This window comes from Gilliamella sp. W8128 (genome assembly GCF_016100545.1).
GTDB classification, from domain to species: Bacteria; Pseudomonadota; Gammaproteobacteria; order Enterobacterales; family Orbaceae; genus Gilliamella; species Gilliamella apis.
The window spans coordinates 14,063-33,163 of record NZ_JACFSE010000003.1 but is presented as its reverse complement, the minus strand read 5'-3'; the positions used below and the strand labels follow the sequence as shown (position 1 = coordinate 33,163).

General features: G+C 31.8%; 21 protein-coding genes and 1 tRNA gene. 5 read left to right on the top strand and 17 right to left on the bottom strand.

All coding sequences use genetic code 11. The features are described 5' to 3' along the window. Positions 1–19 precede the first annotated feature (19 nt). Positions 20–982: an aldo/keto reductase gene (locus H3U97_RS03395; RefSeq protein WP_065578720.1), complete on the bottom strand. Its 963-nt coding sequence runs from the start codon at positions 980–982 to the stop codon at positions 20–22. Between the two features lie 161 nt (positions 983–1,143). Here H3U97_RS03395 and H3U97_RS03390 point away from each other — a divergent pair, with 161 nt between their 5' ends. Further along, positions 1,144–2,025: a LysR family transcriptional regulator gene (locus H3U97_RS03390; RefSeq protein WP_198198126.1), complete on the top strand. Its 882-nt coding sequence runs from the start codon at positions 1,144–1,146 to the stop codon at positions 2,023–2,025. A gap of 228 nt (positions 2,026–2,253) precedes the next feature. Here H3U97_RS03390 and H3U97_RS03385 read toward each other — a convergent pair whose 3' ends face one another. Both H3U97_RS03385 and H3U97_RS03380 read right to left on the bottom strand, forming a co-directional pair. Continuing rightward, positions 2,254–3,651, bottom strand: a complete 1,398-nt coding sequence (locus tag H3U97_RS03385) for an FAD-binding oxidoreductase (protein WP_198198124.1) — start codon at positions 3,649–3,651, stop codon at positions 2,254–2,256. A 204-nt stretch (positions 3,652–3,855) separates the two neighbouring features. Next, positions 3,856–4,644 carry a phosphatase PAP2 family protein gene (locus H3U97_RS03380; protein WP_034903278.1) on the bottom strand — a complete coding sequence of 263 codons (789 nt, stop codon included), beginning with the start codon at positions 4,642–4,644 and terminating at the stop codon, positions 3,856–3,858. A 617-nt stretch (positions 4,645–5,261) separates the two neighbouring features. Here H3U97_RS03380 and H3U97_RS11570 point away from each other — a divergent pair. Continuing rightward, a complete protein-coding gene (locus H3U97_RS11570) occupies positions 5,262–5,372 on the top strand; it encodes a SymE family type I addiction module toxin (RefSeq protein WP_198198382.1) in 111 nt (36 codons plus the stop codon). A 43-nt stretch (positions 5,373–5,415) separates the two neighbouring features. Here H3U97_RS11570 and H3U97_RS03370 read toward each other — a convergent pair whose 3' ends face one another. The 12 genes from H3U97_RS03370 to hemA all read right to left on the bottom strand — a co-directional run bounded on the left by H3U97_RS03370 (position 5,416) and on the right by hemA (position 13,690). After that, positions 5,416–5,832: a hypothetical protein gene (locus tag H3U97_RS03370; RefSeq protein WP_034903281.1), complete on the bottom strand. Its 417-nt coding sequence runs from the start codon at positions 5,830–5,832 to the stop codon at positions 5,416–5,418. 360 nt (positions 5,833–6,192) lie between these two features. Beyond that, complete coding sequence (locus H3U97_RS03365) at positions 6,193–6,531, bottom strand: DUF6572 domain-containing protein (RefSeq protein WP_198198122.1); 339 nt, start codon at positions 6,529–6,531, stop codon at positions 6,193–6,195. Between the two features lie 15 nt (positions 6,532–6,546). Continuing rightward, complete coding sequence (locus H3U97_RS03360; RefSeq protein WP_198198120.1) at positions 6,547–6,747, bottom strand: hypothetical protein; 201 nt, start codon at positions 6,745–6,747, stop codon at positions 6,547–6,549. 43 nt (positions 6,748–6,790) lie between these two features. After that, positions 6,791–7,108 (bottom strand): VENN motif pre-toxin domain-containing protein, encoded by a 318-nt coding sequence (locus H3U97_RS03355; protein ID WP_198198118.1) that lies wholly within the window; start codon positions 7,106–7,108, stop codon positions 6,791–6,793. 227 nt (positions 7,109–7,335) lie between these two features. Beyond that, positions 7,336–7,665: a DUF6572 domain-containing protein gene (locus tag H3U97_RS03350; protein WP_198198116.1), complete on the bottom strand. Its 330-nt coding sequence runs from the start codon at positions 7,663–7,665 to the stop codon at positions 7,336–7,338. 423 nt (positions 7,666–8,088) lie between these two features. Continuing rightward, positions 8,089–8,550 (bottom strand): hypothetical protein, encoded by a 462-nt coding sequence (locus H3U97_RS03345; protein WP_198198114.1) that lies wholly within the window; start codon positions 8,548–8,550, stop codon positions 8,089–8,091. Positions 8,551–8,974: 424 nt separating this feature from the next. Beyond that, on the bottom strand, positions 8,975–9,520 hold the full coding sequence (locus H3U97_RS03340) for a hypothetical protein (RefSeq protein WP_232343726.1): 546 nt from the start codon (positions 9,518–9,520) through the stop codon (positions 8,975–8,977). 671 nt (positions 9,521–10,191) lie between these two features. After that, positions 10,192–10,749, bottom strand: coding sequence for a hypothetical protein (locus H3U97_RS03335; RefSeq protein ID WP_065651095.1), 558 nt, complete (start codon positions 10,747–10,749; stop codon positions 10,192–10,194). 833 nt (positions 10,750–11,582) lie between these two features. Continuing rightward, a tRNA-Leu gene (locus H3U97_RS03330) sits at positions 11,583–11,669 on the bottom strand. 99 nt (positions 11,670–11,768) lie between these two features. Continuing rightward, complete coding sequence (locus H3U97_RS03325) at positions 11,769–12,011, bottom strand: zinc ribbon domain-containing protein (RefSeq protein ID WP_198198112.1); 243 nt, start codon at positions 12,009–12,011, stop codon at positions 11,769–11,771. 118 nt (positions 12,012–12,129) lie between these two features. Then, complete coding sequence (locus H3U97_RS11565; protein ID WP_086360929.1) at positions 12,130–12,330, bottom strand: DUF1289 domain-containing protein; 201 nt, start codon at positions 12,328–12,330, stop codon at positions 12,130–12,132. An 88-nt stretch (positions 12,331–12,418) separates the two neighbouring features. Next, positions 12,419–13,690: a glutamyl-tRNA reductase gene (gene hemA / locus H3U97_RS03315; RefSeq protein ID WP_198198108.1), complete on the bottom strand. Its 1,272-nt coding sequence runs from the start codon at positions 13,688–13,690 to the stop codon at positions 12,419–12,421. 159 nt (positions 13,691–13,849) lie between these two features. On the opposite strand from hemA, the gene lolB reads away from it, so the two are divergent. The 3 genes from lolB to H3U97_RS03300 all read left to right on the top strand — a co-directional run bounded on the left by lolB (position 13,850) and on the right by H3U97_RS03300 (position 16,816). Next, positions 13,850–14,470: a lipoprotein insertase outer membrane protein LolB gene (gene lolB, locus H3U97_RS03310; RefSeq protein WP_034902600.1), complete on the top strand. Its 621-nt coding sequence runs from the start codon at positions 13,850–13,852 to the stop codon at positions 14,468–14,470. A gap of 9 nt (positions 14,471–14,479) precedes the next feature. Next, the gene (gene ispE, locus H3U97_RS03305) at positions 14,480–15,322 is read left to right on the top strand and encodes a 4-(cytidine 5'-diphospho)-2-C-methyl-D-erythritol kinase (RefSeq protein WP_198198106.1); all 843 of its coding nucleotides are present in this window, start codon (positions 14,480–14,482) and stop codon (positions 15,320–15,322) included. 435 nt (positions 15,323–15,757) lie between these two features. Next, positions 15,758–16,816, top strand: coding sequence for a bifunctional transcriptional activator/DNA repair enzyme AdaA (locus H3U97_RS03300; protein WP_198198104.1), 1,059 nt, complete (start codon positions 15,758–15,760; stop codon positions 16,814–16,816). Between the two features lie 154 nt (positions 16,817–16,970). On the opposite strand, the gene H3U97_RS03295 is transcribed toward H3U97_RS03300, so the two are convergent. Both H3U97_RS03295 and H3U97_RS03290 read right to left on the bottom strand, forming a co-directional pair. After that, a complete protein-coding gene (locus tag H3U97_RS03295) occupies positions 16,971–17,654 on the bottom strand; it encodes a response regulator transcription factor (RefSeq protein ID WP_065651088.1) in 684 nt (227 codons plus the stop codon). A 4-nt stretch (positions 17,655–17,658) separates the two neighbouring features. Next, entirely contained in the window at positions 17,659–19,101 is a 1,443-nt protein-coding gene (locus tag H3U97_RS03290) for a cell wall metabolism sensor histidine kinase WalK (RefSeq protein ID WP_198198101.1), read from the bottom strand.

Genomic DNA, 19,101 nt, shown 5'->3' with positions numbered 1-19,101 from the left:
TTTTATACATTGTGACTAATTAAAGTGCTCCGACAATACGATGAGGCAAGTAAAGTTCTTCAAGATAAGCAATATCATCCTTAGTTAATGAAAGCTTTAATGCGCCTACCGCATCATCCAAATACAGAGTTTTGGTTGCCCCAATGATCGGCGAAGCTACACCTTTGGCAAATTGCCATGCCAGAGCAACTTGCGTCATGGTTACTGCATATTTTTGCGCAATTTCATTAACCCTTTTCACTATATTCATGTCTATTTGTTGGGTACTATCGTATTTAGCAACAGCAGTTTTATCAGTTTTACTACGTAGTGTATTGGTCTGCCATTCTAATCGGGAAAGTCTACCTGCCGCTAAAGGGCTATAAGGGGTTAATGAAACATTGAATTGCTTACAGACAGGGATCAATTCTCTTTCATCTTCACGATATAATAAATTATAGTGATTCTGCATCGAAACAAACGTCGTCCAACCATTTTGTTTAGCGACTAATTGCATATTATAAAATTGATAACCATACATCGCAGAAGCACCTAATGCTCGTACTTTACCACTCTGAACTAAATGGTGTAACGCAGCCATGGTTTCCTCAATCGGTGTACTGTAATCGAAACGATGGATAATATATAAATCAACATAATCGGTACCTAATCGTCTCAGGGATCCTTCAATTTCTCGTTCAATTGCTGTTTTAGATAAATGCCCTTCATTAAAATAGACTTTAGTAGCCAGTATTACTTTGTCTCGAGCTATATTTCTTTTAATCGCTCTTCCTACATATTCTTCACTAGTACCACTAGAGTATGTATTTGCTGTATCAATAAAGTTAATTCCTAGATCTAAGGCATGTTTAATGATTGTTTCACTTTGTTCTGGATTAAGTGTCCAATCATGCATTTTACTGGCAGGATCGCCAAAACTCATACACCCTAAACAAAATCGTGAGACTTCAATATCAGAATTACCTAATTTTATATAATCCATACTCTCTCTCCTAACTAGCTAATAATAGATTGATTAACTTAATAAATTGTTAAAAATTCAATCTTAGTAATGAGTATTTTATCGTTAACTTTTATTGAGATAAACGTGTTGTTCATTTATAGTATCATGAATTAAATTCATTAATTGTCTATTTATATCCGATGTATAACTATAATGAACTAAGTTATTTTATTACTATAGCTAAAGCAAAAAGCTTTGTTGGTGCAGCCAAATCTTTAGGTGTTTCGTCATCAGCACTAAGTCATAGCATGCGAAACTTAGAAACACGTTTGAGTTTACGGCTATTTAATCGCACGACTAGAAGCCTTTCATTAACAGAGGCAGGAGAACAACTTTATAAACAAATATCCCCTTTATATCGACAAATCAATGAAGAAGTTGCCGCTCTTGGTGATTACCTTGATACTCCATCGGGTACCATTAGAATTAATGCATCGAATATTGCTATTGAAAATTTTATATACCCTAAATTAAGCCAATTTTCACTACGCTATCCACAAATTAAAATTGAAATTCAATGTGACAATAACTTAGTTGATATTGTTAAACAAGGTTTCGATATGGGTTGTCGAATTGGTAATGATTTGGCGAAAGAGATGATAGCAGTAAAAATATCAGACCCTTTGCGTATGACTTTAGTGGCTAGTCCGAATTATTTGCATCAGAGAACAAAACCAAAACAGATTAATGATTTAGATCAACATTTATTAATTGGCAAAAAAGTTTCAACCCAATATGGAATGGAATCGATATGGGAGTTTTCCGATAAAGGAAATATTATACAATATCACCCTATTTCTCACTTCACAATCAATAATCATTTAAGAAAACAAGCGACTCTTGATGGTTTAGGTATTAGTTGGATTGGTTATCCAGATGTAAAAAATGAATTAGCATCAGGACAACTTATAGAATTATTACCTGAATATTCAATTACATATGAACCTTTTTATATTTATTATCCAAGTCGCAAGGGGCATTCAAATGTATTTAGACTAGTATTAGAAGCATTAAAAAACTAGTTTATTTTCAAATAGTTGATAAAAATGACAGGAAAATTAATATTAAAATATACAAACAATTTTTTGTTTAATATTCGTTATATAGTACATTAAAATGAAGCTCACATAAGTTTAAAAATAAAATCTTTTCTAATATTAAACAATGTATTGAACTTTATTGATATTATCTAATATCAGCTTAAATAATTAGTTATTTAACAAAAAATAACTAATTATCTTGCTACTATGTCATTGAACAGTTTGAATATGGTAGCGCTTTAATAACATATTACTGAATTTATTGTGTGGATCTAAACGAGCTTTAAGTTTAAAAAATTGCTCAGCTTGTGGATATGCTCTTTGAAATTGTTCTGTTGTTGCATGTAGTTGATAAGGTAGATAGTAGCTACCTTGATTTTCCAGAACTGCATCTATTAATTCTCTTGTCCAATTACCAACATGTTGTTTGCTCAGTTCATCAGTATCTTGCTGATAATAGATCACGAAAGCAAATACTTCCGATTTTGCCCAAGCCAGTAATGAACCACTATCTTGATTGGCATGACGAATAGAAATATTAATAACATTAACTTTATTTTTTTTCAAAATAGTGACTAATTTTGGATAAAAGTGATCAAATTGATCAACCGGTATAAAATATTCTTGCAAAACAAAGCTTTTATTTTTAGTCGCTATCGGTTGTAAATACGAGACATCATAACTAGCCTCATAATTACGCCACATTACTGGTTTTTTTATATAATAAAAATCATCAAATAATTTTCGTAAATTTTTACCAATAGACGATGAGGATACAATTTTGATTGGTTTTTCCAAATTTTGGTTCTTTTTATCATCAGATCTCAATCGTTCTAAAATCGTTAATGGTTCTTCAGTCTGTTTATAAGTGACCGATCTCACTCTTTTATAATCTGGTGGATAAATTACAGCGTTATGGAAGATTGATTTGCTATCAGAACGTATATTCTGTTTGAAATATTCATAATAGTTTGCTATTGGCATAGCTTTACTAAAACGTTTGACTTTAACATTATCTGCAAGTTGTAAAGTCACTTCGGTGATTATACCTAAGCCACCATAACCACCAATAGCACCATAGAATATATCTTGATTTTGCTCAGGACTAGCTATTACTACTTTGCCATCAGCTAACACAATTTTGAATTGTTTTACCGAAAGAATTATAGGTCCTTCACCTATATAACGGCCATGAACATTAACACTTAATGATCCACCAATACTAAAATTAGCATAACTTTGCATTATTTTTACAGATAAATCATAAGGGTCTATAAGCTCTTGAACTTGATGCCATGTGGCACCGGTCTCGATAGTTAGCAACTTTTGTTCAGGTTTAAAATCAATGACATGATTTAATTTGCGAGTATCAATTTGCACCGCCCCCTGGATTGCTGTTTGTCCTCCCATACTATATTTACCACCAGCGATACTAATTGGTCCGGTAGCCTTTTTAACTATATCAACAACTTGTTGAGTAGATTCTGGTTGCACAACTGCAGCAACTTGAACTGGTGTCATTCCAGTTACATCATTGACTTCTACTGCCATGACTGTCAATGGCAATAAAAAACCAAGTACAGATAATAATAAATTTATTTTTTTCATTTTATAGAAAAATAAGCACTATGAGATGAGATAAAATATGATAGCCTATTTGAGTTGAAAAGTATGTATCTTAGATTGGCTAATATTGTTCAATAAATTGTCATCCTCTAAGAATAATTAATTTAATAAATTCCAATATTATTAATATATAATTTACCCCCTTAAGTATTTTAAAAATATCTTAAGAGGGTAAAAATCAATTAATTATTTAGATGACTTATATTGACGTTTAACTTCTTCTGTAGCTTTACGAAGATCTTCTTGGAATTTAGGAAGAGTTTGTAAGCGAGAATATTCAACAGCACCAACAATTCGTCCTGCATCAACATCACTTTGCCAGTGAGCACCACAGATCATTCGGCTTTGACCAAATTCATAACCACGTTTTATAATGGCTTCTGCATGAGATGGTGCCATTTGAGCAAGTACTAATGCCACAGTCCATCCATAAGAAGTATGCCCAGAAGGATATGATCCATTCTTACGCAATCGATCTTCTTCATTAACTGGTTGACATGTGTGATTACCAAAGAATACAAATGGGCGTTCTCTCATATACGCTTCTTTTGCTGTTTTGGTAGCATTATCTGCTGAATCAACAAGAAGATCACCTAACATTTTATAAAGAGTCGGTGTTGTTTCTTGTGAAATAGTAATTCCCATTGGTTCAGAAAATATTTTTGCCATATTAGTTGTATGTAAATCTGCATCCATGGTTGCTTGCTTCCAGCGAGCTGTATCTTTAAATTTATAACCTTCTTGATATGCAGCTTTGTCTGCTTCAAATACTGCTGAATCATTTTTAGGAGGTCCTGGAAGATAATCATTACTACTTACTGCCTCAGCTGCTGTATGATAAGTAGGTCCAACTTCATGACCTAAAAAATCTTCTGTAGAACCTGGTTGAAAGGCCATTGTTGTTGAAGACATAAATAATGAGCATACTGCAATAGCGATTCCAGCTATTTTTAATGAATTTCTTTTATTATTCATATTATTTCCTTAATTGTAATTTTAATATTCCTAAATATTTATTTTTTATTTTTCTGTCTTAAAACAGTGCGTTACTTATTTAATATTATTCCCAATTTTCCTCCTTGAATTTCATTTATCAGTTAGGTGAATCGATTCACCACATTTAGAAAAAAACTCCCTTTTTTTTAAATAATACATATTAAAATTAGTGCCAACAAATTTAATATTAATTAATTGTGATAAATATCACATATTATTTTCATGATATAAAATTTAAGCACTTTAATTTATGCAATTAACTCAATATATGTAATCAAGTAAATATTGTTCCAAATACGTGTTTCCAATTTATATTTAAAATACTCATATCTATTTATACTTCGAGCTAGTTATCTGACAATTTTCACAAAGCCTTATAATTGAATATTGAATCATTCTAATTTGTAAAAAATATTGAGGAGTCTATACCATCTTATTGATATTAGGATATAAATAAATCGGTCATAATGTGCGGAAATAATGCGGATAAGAGTTATCTATGGTAAAGGCACATACTAAGTTAAAATCAACCATATACAAAGAACCCACACAACCCATTACTGAGCGGTTTTACACCATGAGTTACAACACCTAATCTGGGCAGACCTAACCCCATACCACAACTGACCATTAAAGGTCGCTGGCTGGAAGCCTTCGGCTTTACCATCGGTAAGCCAGTCATCAACGATGTACAACAGAGCTGTTGATTATCAGGATTGAAGGGGCTGAGCTAAAAGGAGGGATTATTCATTAGTAGATGGTTTCACATTGTATGCTAGATAGTTTTATATTTCTTAAAAAAACACGCATTCTTCTTAGATACCAATTAAAATCCGGAATATCTTCTCCAGATAAATACTGACGATTTATTGACAATGACATAGATAAATAATTAGGGTAAATTAATAAATTACCGCCTGATTCATTATCATAAACCATCACTATACCGACTTTATCCATAATATTATGAGAGTTTATAAACTCGTCTAAATTGAACAAATTCATATCGATATTTAACCAGTTATAATCATCGATATCATTTGACGATAGATAAGTAACCGTATTTTGATAATAAATATTCCCGCCATTATTTATTAGGCACTTTAATATCTCTTTAGGAGAATATTCTTGTGCGAAATTTATATCTATACTGACTTGCATTCCCATATTAATATTCCCTAGGTTGAGCAGGATAAGTTAATTATAGAGCTTGCTATATAGATCTAAAAAGAGATAAAAGCTCACCGACTGGAGGAAGCTTTACTATTTACAGTAGCTTAACTTTATATAATCCCATACAACATTATATAGCTTCTTATATATTGCAGGTTCATAAGGCATTAATGACATTAATAATTCTGATAATTCATCTGATGAAGTCATACCATCTTTACCCATATGCCCGGTGTGCAGTTTTATCTGCTCAGCTAGCCATGTTGCAGTGGCGCCGGCTAGGCCACGAGTAAACTTACGAAGTAAATTGGAGACATAAAAAATCCCTATTTTTTGGCTGGGACAATATTAATACTAGCAATTATTTCTTTCTTCATATTTTAATCTGATATTAGTAGATGATAAAAGTTCATTTACTTTATCCAGAAAATTGATACATTCTTGTGGTATTTTATAATGGAAAAAAACTTCTATCAGAAAATCAATTTTTCCTTTAGCCGCTGGGAAACTTTCATATATTTCACCACTTTCAATAAATCTTAAATAACTATTTATCTTTTCTTGTAATAAAAATAAATGATTATTTATTTCATCATTCCATGATAAATGATCTGTTATACCCAAACTAATTACTGATTCATTGTTCTTGAGTATCCCAATCATATCAATTTTATTTGTATCTTCTATTGACATATTATTGATTACCTTTTATTCATTTGATCTTATTATTTCAACTTTTTTCGGCAGAATTATTGTTCCACCTTCAAACCCAGGCTTACCTTCTCCAACGATTACCCCGCCACTTTTTTCTAATTCAGGAAAACCTACTTTCTGATTCTTAGTTAATGGAGCAGTTTGTGAACTTTCGCATTCAATATATATTATATTTCTTTGTTCATCTTTTAACATGATATCGACTCTGAATGAGGTGTCACTACATCATCATTTTTATCTATTTGGTTGATTTCAGCGATTTGGTCTGTGCTGCTTGTTTTTCATCTCCTTTTTTTGATGGCAAACTAGCTTTTAATTGCTTTTTTTCTTTACCAAGCGCCTTACTCAAAGCATTATTCTCAACAGCATTTTTACTACTTTTAATAGCTGCACAGACATCATCAAAATCACCACAGCAGGCAGCAACGGCAAGGCCTGATGCCAGTTGAAATCGTTCGCTGATGGTTTGTTTTTCTTCTTCGGTTAAATCTATGACTTTTTTGCCATACAGTTGTTTGCGGGAGGATATCTGCTGCAACTTCACCGACCACTGCACCGGCTCCGCTCGATAGCGCTGAGTTGCCTTGGAGCTTTGCGACTACAACACCAAGTATTCATCAAAGACAATTGCCTGAATCAACTCGGTTTCACCACAGGTCAATCCGTCACCATTATCACTAAAAAATGAAAATTAATTGTCCAACTTGCGAATTAGATCGCATTGTTGGTAATTAATTAGTTTAGTTCTTCGATAAAGATCGCAGAGCTGAGCTAATATAAATATCAACCAATTTCATATTCAACTACTGTATTAATTGGTAAAATAACCTCATTGACTGATTGTAAAAAATTGATACATTCATCTGGTATTTGGTACTTAAAGTATATTTTTATCAAAAATTTTTCTCTACCTTTAGCTGCGGGGAAATACTTATAAATATTCCCTGTCTCGATTATGTTTATATAACTATTTAATTTTTGTTGTAATTTATATAAGTGAGATTCATAAGGAAAATCCCATGATAAGTGGTCAGTTAAACCTAACTCAACATAATGGCTGTTGTTTTTAGGTATTCCAATCATATCAAGTTTATTTATATCTTCTATTGACATATTATTGATTGCCTTTTATTCATTTGGTCTTATTATTTCAACTTTTGTTGACTGATGGTTTCTTTATTTAATTGGGTTCCCTAGTAAGCTAATTATTTTATTTTTATCATACGATAAATCGATTCCTGAAGGTAATTCACTAATATAAGGAGAATAATTAGATTGATTATTAGTTAAATATAAATGTATTCGTTTTAAATTATTGTTGATTAATATAAGTTCAATTCCATGCATAAAAATTTATTATATTTGAATTTTTCATGGCTGTTATATTCTATAGAATCTTCTGATATCACTAGTTTTTCTCCTATAGAATTCATCAAAACAACAAATTTATCGGATGTTTCGAATGTACTGAAAGGTACAATAAACTCTTTCCATTCTAAGGTAATTAATAAATTCCCTTTTCTTTGCTACGTGTTTTTATCTTATTAATACAGCCAATGTTATCAAACAAAGAGTCCCATTTTTATTAAACTCAAAATGTAATGAATAATGTGTCATATGATATAATATCCAACCATTCACATATCCCAAAAAAGGACTTTGTTCATTTCCACCTATTTTTAATGGTTTCCCTAATAACTCAATGACCATTTTTTCAGTATATTGAAAATCGATCCCATTCAATAATTTTCCATGATATATAGAATAATTATCCTTTTCCTTACAAAAGAATTGAATATGATTCAAATATTTTTTTCGAAAACCGATAAGCATACCTGTTTGAAAGAACTCATAATATTTAGTTCGATCAGGCTCATTATATTCAATAGGATCTTCTGATATTACAGGATTTTCACCAATTTCATTTTTTAGCGTATAAAACTCTGAAGAATTTTCAGATTTACCTAATACATCAACTAATTGCTGCCATTTAATCATGATTACTAGATCCCGTTTTCTTTGTTGCGTGCTTTTATTTTATTTCTGGCATCTTCTACTAATTTTAAATCATACCCTTTTTCTATCATATTTTTCGTAATGCGTCAGTATCTATTTTAACCGCTTCATAAAGATTTTCTGCATCTTTCATGATTTGTTCTGCAGTGTTTTACCTCCATATGCTGGTCTTGCTTGATGAACATCTTTTGCAACTTCAACAGCTGTTGACGCTGCATCTAGTTTTTTCATTTCAGTTGGAGTTAAAGGCCGTCGAAGCTTGGCTTTTTCAGCTTTTTTTATGCCGCTTTTGCTTCTTTTAAGAGCTTACCAGCTACATCACCTACACAAGGTATTAATCCAACTAATGCAATGGCATAATCAATAATATCTTCAGCTTCAGCAATTAGAGATAAGATAAAAGTAACTAAGTTGTGGTTTTAGGAATTTTGCCAGTCCACCAAATTGGTTTCTCGTCCGGTTGTAAATTATCGAAAACAGATAAAGGGATCATACTATAGCTTACACAATAAGGGATGGTAGAAATTGTTACCATTACAGGTTCATATTCATAATTAGAATTGGATTTGAACCATTCATAATTTACTATGGCAGATTCAATACACTCATAAAATGCTTCAAAATATCTAACAAAAATTTCGAATAAAGTTGATTTGCTTCTGTCTAAATTACTTTTAACTTGACCTGATAATATTTTAGTCCAATCAAATGCTTCTCTATCCAACTGTTTAAACTCTTTTTCTACCAATTTCATTAATGCTACGGCGGTATCTAACTCTTCTAATTTTAAATAACGTCGATATAAGCGGTCAGTAATTAGTGACCAATTTTGGTCGGGATATTTAGGTGGAACATAATATAAAATACAGTCAAAAAATAGCCGCATATCACTGTCTGTACCTAATTCAACTATAGTGGAGCCACCTGTAAAACCGATTTTTATTGACATCATTTACTTACCTTATCATTTAAAAAAATTCAATATTCTATTAAATATATTGTACTTATGCTGAACCATTCCAATTTAGTTTATCTTTCTGTTCGTTAGGTACGAGTTTACATAACTATTTTCTTTTCGATACCTCCCTAGTATCAATAAGCAAAGTATTTGTTGTTGCCGATACATTACAAGATAATAATTGATTTGTATAAAAAGTTTTACCTGTTTTGTTATAAATTTCTATTTATTATTCTTGCTTCATTGTTATGGTCATAAAAAATTGGTTGCGCTCTGGTCAGTTAAAAAACTGTCATTACTAGTAACAGTTCTAATTGATGATTATATTTTTTAGATTATGGTTATTTTGATTTAGTTTATTGAGGTTTATTTGTAAAAACAATTGAGGAGTCTATACCGTCTTATTGATATTAGAATATGAATGAAGTGGTCATAGTCTTTGGGAATTATGTGTAAAAAAGATAACTATAACAAAGGATGTTACTCTTCACTGATTATCTTTAAAACCCTCTAGTTGGGTAAATTCTGATCCAACACAGACCATTCACCATTACCACTTAAAAAGACGAGTTAATTGTTCAATTTGTGAACTAGATCACTGAGTGGATAAATAGTTAGTTCAGTTCTGCGACTAGTCTCGCAGAACTAGATGACAGATGCATAAACTAAAGATCATCTGTACATACGACATCAATTGCACCACAAGCTCTAAATAACCATTTCAATGCACCTGATGAAAAAGGATCATCTAATGCTGTAACCTCGATTAAAAAATGTGTATTTTCAATTTCACCATCAAATTTATGAGCATTCCACCAAAACCACTCTCTACAATCAGGCTCTAGCCATGCTAACCAATTAGATAAAGTCCATGCTTTATCTTTTTTAGCTTCTTCTATTTTTTGCTCATAACTTAAGCTATCCCAATATATTTGTTGATTTTTTACTTCTTCTTCAGTTAATTCTTTAGCACAATGATTAATAAATATATCAGGTAATATTTTTTTCCATAATTCAAAAGAAGGCCAAACTAACTCTGAATTATAGTTTACTATCACTAACACTCGTTTAGCTAAGTTTAACACTTCATCAGCATTATTATTACAACGAATAATAAACCTAGCTATACCAACCCCTGTAGCTTTAACAGTATGATCTGGAGGATTTTCAAATCTTTCCCTTTCTAATAATAACTGTTTACTAAATTCACTATTTATTACCATCTTTACCATCTCTTGGGACAATAGAATTTATTAATTCATCAAATTGATAGAGTTTTATTATTTAGTTTGGTTAGAATGCTTACATCAGGTCCATTCTTATACTCCATCATTGTTACCCCATATTGCTTCAGCAGAGTCGGCGTTAGAGCCCCCATAATAGAGTCAAAAACAATTACCAATTTTCTTTCGCATCTAAAATTGTTTCTTTAAAAAAAATACCGAAATCTTTTGCGAGTTATGTACTCATAATATACCTATTTTTTAAATTCATTCGCTCTATTTTTCTAGTATTCAGGGTGCCATTTCTTAAACTGATATAGATCTATCCCTGGTGGAATAAAACTATCATTAACATGGATTAAAATAGAAACTGCGATCTCATTATATACCTTCTTAAATTCATATTAAGTCATTTTATAACTAGTGCCTTTTCAAGGATAATGAATTAAAACATTACTAACTTTATCTGTTCCTTTAACAACTCTCCTAGTGACCAACCTTATTACCTTGATCCCATATCATTGCATTTCATAATCCTGTTTGATTTACTATTTCGAAAGTACCCTTACCCTAATAGCCACTTTTCCAATCAATCCCCCCTTTTTACTGAGATCATTGGCTAACCTATTAGCATCTTCAATTATAATGATCGTTATCTGCTAACTATTGATAGATTTATTAAATGAATATTGATATGAGAAATTAAATATGATTGATGAATTTAAGGTTAGTTAAAAATCTTCAAAAGAAAAATCACTAACCATTTTACCGTCATTCAAAATTTTTTTGATATTTGACTTACAAAAGAATGACAATTAACTAATTGATTTTGTTGGTGCCAGTGGTCGGACTCGAACCGACACGCTTTTAAGGGCGGCGGATTTTGAATCCGCTGCGTCTACCAATTTCGCCACACTGGCATTAGAAGTGTAAAAAAGTAAACGTTGGCAATTATACTAAGCTTTGCAATATCTGCAACAGATATTATTCTAAATGCAGTTGGTTGCCTAAAAATTCTACTACCATCTGCGTTTCCAGGCTGGTAATTTTTTTAAAATTGTATAAGCGGTCTCTTTGGCAACAGAATAATCAATATTATGATTATTGGCATACTTAAGTGTTACCTCGTGCCATTTTTCGTCAAATGATTTCATTGTTCCATCGCTATGAGCACAATGTTTACAGTAGTTTTTTGAGATATCATGTAGAGGATAATCAGCAATAGCCGTCATGGGCATACCACATGCAATACACATTTTCATATTTTCTATCCCCATTAATTAGCTAAGGTAATTAATACAAAACCAGAATAATATACTTAAAAATGCTACTCCGAGTTAAGCTGAATTACAAGTTATGAAAAAAATAGATGTTTAAATATCAAAATTTAAAATCGATTTGTGAAGAGGTACTTTGGTTATTTTGTTGTCGTTGCTGTTGTAAAAATTGATAATAACGTCTTATGGCCCGTTGTTTACATAACCGCAAAACTTCTTGTTTTTGATGATTAGAATAATTTAGCCAATTAAATCTTTCATCTCGAGAACGATAGCATTTTATACAATACCCTTGCCTATCCATTTGACATACTCTTTGGCAAGGGTTTGGTATGTCAAAAAATTCAATTTGGTCCAATAACAACATCATCCTTTGTAGATTCAATCAAAAATTAATTATCTTCTAAGCCTAATCCTTTACTTAAGACTTTAAAACAATCATCACAATCATGCGTTGCGGCATCAAGCAGTGTTTGAGTTGGTGCGTGGATTAGTTTATTGGTTAATTTATGCGAAAATTCAAAAATAACATCATCAATATTGGCGCCTTGTTTGATCGCATTTAATGCTTTTAACTCTAATTGACGTTTGATGGTTTGAGCGTTATTGCGGTACTGTTTAACATACTCTACAGCATGGCGTGTTTTTAGCCAATCAATATATTGCTCTGCCTGCTCTTGAATTATGTACTTGGCTTCATTGGCGGCGATTACACGCTGCTCAAGATTATTTTGTACCGTTTGTTGTAGATCATCGACAGTAAATAGATGCACATCTTCCAATTGACTAATTTCTGACTCAACATCTCGAGGTACAGCTAAATCAATAAATAACATCTTTTTATTATTTCGCTCATGCATAGTGCGCTCTACCATCCCCTTACCAATGATAGGTAATGGGCTAGCAGTTGAGCTAATAACAATATCAACATCTTTCAGCCGATTAGCTATATCCGGTAATGAAATGATTTCAGCCTCAATAGATGAAGCTAATTTTAATGCTTTGTCTCGAGTTCGATTGGCAACAATGACATGTTTAAAACCATGAGGTTTGAGATAACGTGAAATTAGTTCAATTGTTTCACCAGCTCCAACTAACATCACACTTAATGCAGACGTATCAGTAAAAACATCACGCGCCACTAGGCAGGCAGCATAAGCAACCGATGCAGTATTGGCGCCAATATTCGTTTCAGTACGAACAATTTTAGCTACATGAAAAATGGATTGAAAAAGTTTTTCCAATTCCGTTGATAAACAATTGTTTTGTTGTGAAAAACTATATGCTTGTTTAACTTGACCTAAAATTTGCGGTTCACCAATAATTAATGAATCAATGCCACAAGCTACCGACATAAGATGTTCAACTGCTTGCCGCCCATCATAACAGTAAAGAGATGATTTAAATAAAGTCAAATCAACACTATGATATTGTGCTAACCAATTTTCAACCGATTGCCTTACCCGCAGAAAATCACTTTCATGATCATAACTTAAGTAAATTTCGGTTCGATTACAGGTTGATAGGATGGCACAACCAGCAATTAAAGGGTGCTGATATAAACTATATAATGCTTTATCAATAACCTCAGTAGAAAAAGCCAGTTTTTCTCTTAAAGAAACCGGAGCTGTTTTGTGATTGACACCTAATACAGTAATAGACATTGCATTGATTCTTTTATAATAGTTTGTAAAGTTTTTATTAAGAACTCATTATACCTAAAAAAAATAATAAAGGTTAATTTCAGTTACCTTTTCTTATTCAACCAATTATCAGCTATAATACGCCTTACTTTTGACCATACACAACTAAAGAGTTAATTTATGTCTAAAATTAAATATTTGTTCGTATTCATTCTGCCGTTTATACTTAGTGCGTGCCAAACAACTAAATATCAAACAAATGTATCTGTAGAACAGCAATGGCAAAACCATAAACAAGTTCTTGCACAAATTAATTCATTTCAAGTTAATGGTAGTATTGCTCATATAGGAACGAAAACTAAAAGTTATGGTCGTTTTCTTATTACACAGCAATCTGAAAATTATTATGACGTAAAATTAACTACGCCAGTTGGCACAAATATTTTAACCTTAAAAGCCGAACCTAATTACGCCGAATTAATTGATAACAATGGCGCTCGCTACCAGGATATTAATGTGGAGCTATTAATGAAGAAAATATCCAATGTTAATATCCCACTTAATTCTTTACATAATTGGTTGAAAGGTTTTTCTGATGATAGTCAAGCTGATAAAATTGACAGCTCAGGCAGATTATCTTCCACCTCATTTATGCAAAATAACAATAAATGGTCACTAAAGATTAGCAGCTACTCTACTTATAACTATAAAAATAAAAAAATTGATTTACCTGCTATCATTGAACTTTCTCATGATGATGAATTAATTCGTTTGAAAATTAGCAATTGGATCTTACGATAACGGATAATAATGATGAATCAATGGTTATCACCAGCTAAATTAAATCTATTTTTATATATAACTGGGCGACGCCCAGACAATTATCATGATTTACAAACTTTGTTTCAATTTATTGATATTTGCGACAAATTGACCATTACGAATCGTGATGATGGGCAAATTAATCTTTTAACCCAATTTGATAATATTCCTGCAGATAAAAATCTAATTATTATAGCCGCTAAGCGTTTAAAATCTTATGTAAACAATAATAAGTTTGGCGCAGATATTGCCATAGATAAAATGATCCCCATGGGGGGAGGACTTGGTGGCGCTTCGTCAAATGCAGCGACAGTGCTGGTCGCATTAAATCAATTATGGGATTTACATCTGTCGCAAACTACTTTGATGGAAATAGGTAGCACAATTGGTGCTGATGTACCTATTTTTATTTATGGGCATTCTGCTTTTGCAGAAGGTATTGGTGATCAGTTGCAACAAGTTGATATTCCCCAATATTGGTATTTAGTCAGCTCCCCTAATATAGAAATTCCAACGGTTACAGTGTTTAATGATCCAAATTTGCCACGAAATACACCTAAGCGCAGCATTGAACAACTGATGTCAATTTCTATTGATGATTTTAGTAATGATTGTGAAGCGGTAGTACGTCAGCGTTTCCCAGAAATTGATAACCTTATACAGCAATTATCGCGATATGCTCCAACCAGATTAACTGGCACCGGTGCTTGTGTTTTTACACGTTGTGAGTCAAAGCAACATGCGTTGTCAATACAGAACGAACTTAAATCCTGCTCCGTAAAAAGCTTTATTGCTAAATCATTAAACTCATCACCACTGTACACTAATTAAATAATTTTCTTAAAGCAATAATCATTGACCATATAAGTGATTTAAATTTATATGGTCTGTGATTAGCTATAAAAACATAAACTCATTTTACTGCATCATTAGGTATTACAAAAAGTCGATGATCATAATATTCCACACAATAAAGACCTTCAAAACTCTTATAACCTTGTTCTGCTAAGTTTGATTTTAACCATTTTTCATCTTTACCAGAACGAAGGAATGACTATTTAATAATAAAAACCGTTAGTGATAACAAGTGATGTATCAATATTAGATTGATAATAATCATTTTAGCAATTTATTTTTATTAAACAGCTAAAAAATTTGCTAAGAAAGTGAATAAAATAGTTGTCAATTTTTCGGTTGCACAACGTATAGCATTTTTAATAAGCTTAGGTCATAAATTTTCGAAATTACTAGACAAGACAGAATTAAATGCTAATAACTAACCCTAATCAAAAAGAGACTTATTACCAAGCTTTACTTGAAAGAGATCATAGCTATATTGGGATCTTTTATGTCGGAGTCAAAACCACTTCGGTATTTTGTATTGCAACTTGCCGAGCAAGAAAACCAAAATTTGCCAATGTCGAATTTTTTGATTCATTCAAATCAGCGCTTAATGCCGGTTATCGACCTTGCAAAATATGCAAACCAACCGAAAACGCTAATCAAGCACCGGATGAAATAATTAAAGCCCTAGCATTGATTAATAATAATCCCAAACAAAAGATTACTGATTATCAGCTAAGACAAAACAAACTAAGTCCTGAAACTATTCGCCGTTGGTTTAAAAAACATTACGGAATTACTTTCCAGGCTTATCAACGAATGTATCGAATTAACAATGCTTTTCAAGAATTAAAATCAGGAAAAAATGTTATTAATACTGCGTTTGATACTGGTTACAATTCTTTAAGCGGATTTGGGTATACCTATAAAAAAATCATGAAAAAATCACCTTCATCAGACGATAAGCAAGACGTGATCTTAATCGACAGATTAACAACCCCTTTAGGTCCAATGTTTATCTGTGCTACAAACCAAGGAATTTGTCTATTAGAGTTTGTAGATCGAAGAATGCTCGAAACCGAATTTGAACAACTACAACGCCTACTTAAAATGAAAATTATTTTTGGCGAAAATAAACATATCAAACAAGCTAAGGTTGAAATTGCCGAATATTTTGCAGGAACAAGAACAAGCTTTACCATTGCCTTACATACACCAGGTACCCTATTTCAACAAACCGTTTGGGATTGCTTGAAACACATTCCCTATGGAGAATTGACCACTTATAAACAGCAAGCCCAAAGAATTAATAATCCACAGGCAATTCGAGCTGTAGCCAATGCTAATGGTTGTAATCGAGTTGCAATTATTGTTCCTTGTCATCGAGTAATAGGATCGAATGGAGAGCTAATTGGTTACGGCGGTGGGTTGGAACGAAAAAAATGGTTAATTGAACATGAAAATAAAAATCGTAAAAACTGATAATTATTCAAAAAATAATTATGAGTCAATCAATATGCTCAGTTAGATGATATTGTAAAAACTATAGAAGAAATTTGCTTTATACAACGTCATCTCTTTTTCAGAAATTACTTAAAATCCTGAAAAACTCCGTTCAATAGAGTGTATGGCAAATTTAATGTCTATAACCAATTCCATGTACTGTTTTTATTAAAGTTGGTATGCTTGGGTTAATTTCTATTTGTTTTCTTAATTTTGAAATATGTTGATCAAGAGTTCGACTATTAGGTAAATAATTATATCCCCACACGTAATCAAAAAGCATATCTCGAGTAACAACTTGATTTTTATTTTGGTATAAACATTCTAAAATTTTAACTTCTCGTAAAGTTAATTCAATAATCTGATCATTTCTTTTGGCGTACAATTCAGTAGGATAAACATTTAAATCACCAAATTGAAAATAATCCTCTTGGGAAGTATTAGAGTTTTTTAATTTTAAATAACGTTTAGCAATAGCCTTAATTCTCGCTCTAAGTTCATGAATACCAAAAGGCTTATTCATATAATCATCAGCACCAAGTTCTAAACCAACTACCCGATCAATCTCTTCATCTTTAGCGGATAAAAATAAAATTGGCACATCTTCATCTAATTTACGGATAGCACGACAAACAGAATAACCATCAAGCTCGGGCATCATAATGTCTAAAATAATAAAATCGGGTTGATGTTGTTTAAATAGTTGAAGTGCAACTTTACCATTAGCCGCTTTGATAATCGTATAGCCCTCTTTTTCTAACAGATCTGCCATACCATTAAGAATATGCTTGTCATCTTCTGCAATTAAGATTTTCATTTTACTACTCCATTAATATAAGTGAAAATACCATCCCTGGATTTTGATTGATAACTTTAATTTCACCTTGGATCTGATTAGCCAACTGCTTGGCAATCGTCAAACCTATTCCTGTACCCGAAACTCCTTCGGTTATCGATGAATTGACTCGATAAAATGGCTCAAAAATCTGTTTCAACAGATGATTAGCAATACCGTCACCATAATCACGAACCGTAATTGTCACCTGTTTTTCTTTTCTGGTTAAAGATAAATCAATCTGCTTACCATTAAAAGCATATTTCTCGGCATTACTCAAAAAATTATTGAGAATTTGCATTACACAATCTTCATCAGTATTGACAATACAATCATCTTCAAGAGTAATGATGTTCAGTTGTAATGATTTAGCATCTAAAATAGGTTTAAAGGTTAGATATATCTGTCTAATTAGTATGGTTAAATTTACTGGTTTTATATTTAGACGACTTGGCTTATTAAAAGTTAAAACATTTTGCACCAATCGAGTTAGTCGTTTACTTTCAGCACTGATTATATGTAGATAATCAGGAATTGGCGCTGGTTCATCTTCTAAATACTCGGATAACATCTCAGAATATAGCGTGATATTGGTCAAAGGAGTTTTAAATTCATGTGAAACTTGTCCAACAAAACTCACCTGCTGTTTTGCTAAACGCAAAGTTCGACTATATTCTCGATAGGCATAGCAAATAAGTCCAAGCAGAACGATAAGGAATAAACCAATAACACCTGCACCTAGCAGATATAAATTAACTAAGTTTGGCGAGGGATAATAATAAGTTAAATGCCAATTTTGCAAGGGATAATCAAAGACAATCGAAATTTCATTATCAAATTTTTCACCATTGCTATAAATTTGTTTATCGCCATCAGATAATCTAAAATTATCAGCAAAAACTTGTTTATCTAATAAATTGATAGTGTCAAATGAAAATTTTATATTGGAAAGTTCAAAACCAATAATATTATCCGATTGGATTGTCCAATAAATTAAGTGGTTATACATTTGATACCAACCAGAGCTTGGTTGAAACTGTTCAGTATGATCTTGTTGATGGAGCAAAACAGAATTATCTAAAGCAATTGATTCAACTAATTTATGCCATTGAGAATCATCAAAATCACTTAAAAATAAAATCCTATTTTTGTTGATGATAAAAATATTTTTAATATCAGCTTCTGTACCTAATAAATATTCAGCTTTAGCATAGTTGTTATCAATTTGTAATGCCAAACTATTAAGATAAGAAATACGCTGATTTAACAACGATTCAATCGATAATTTGATATTATGTATACGGCTTTTCACGAGTAAGGTTTCATTATTTTCACGCAACAAAACTTCATGCTCGACACTTCGCCAACCTAAATAGCTGATGAATGCCATTAATACCAATAAAGATAAAATCGTTGTTAATTTTTTCAT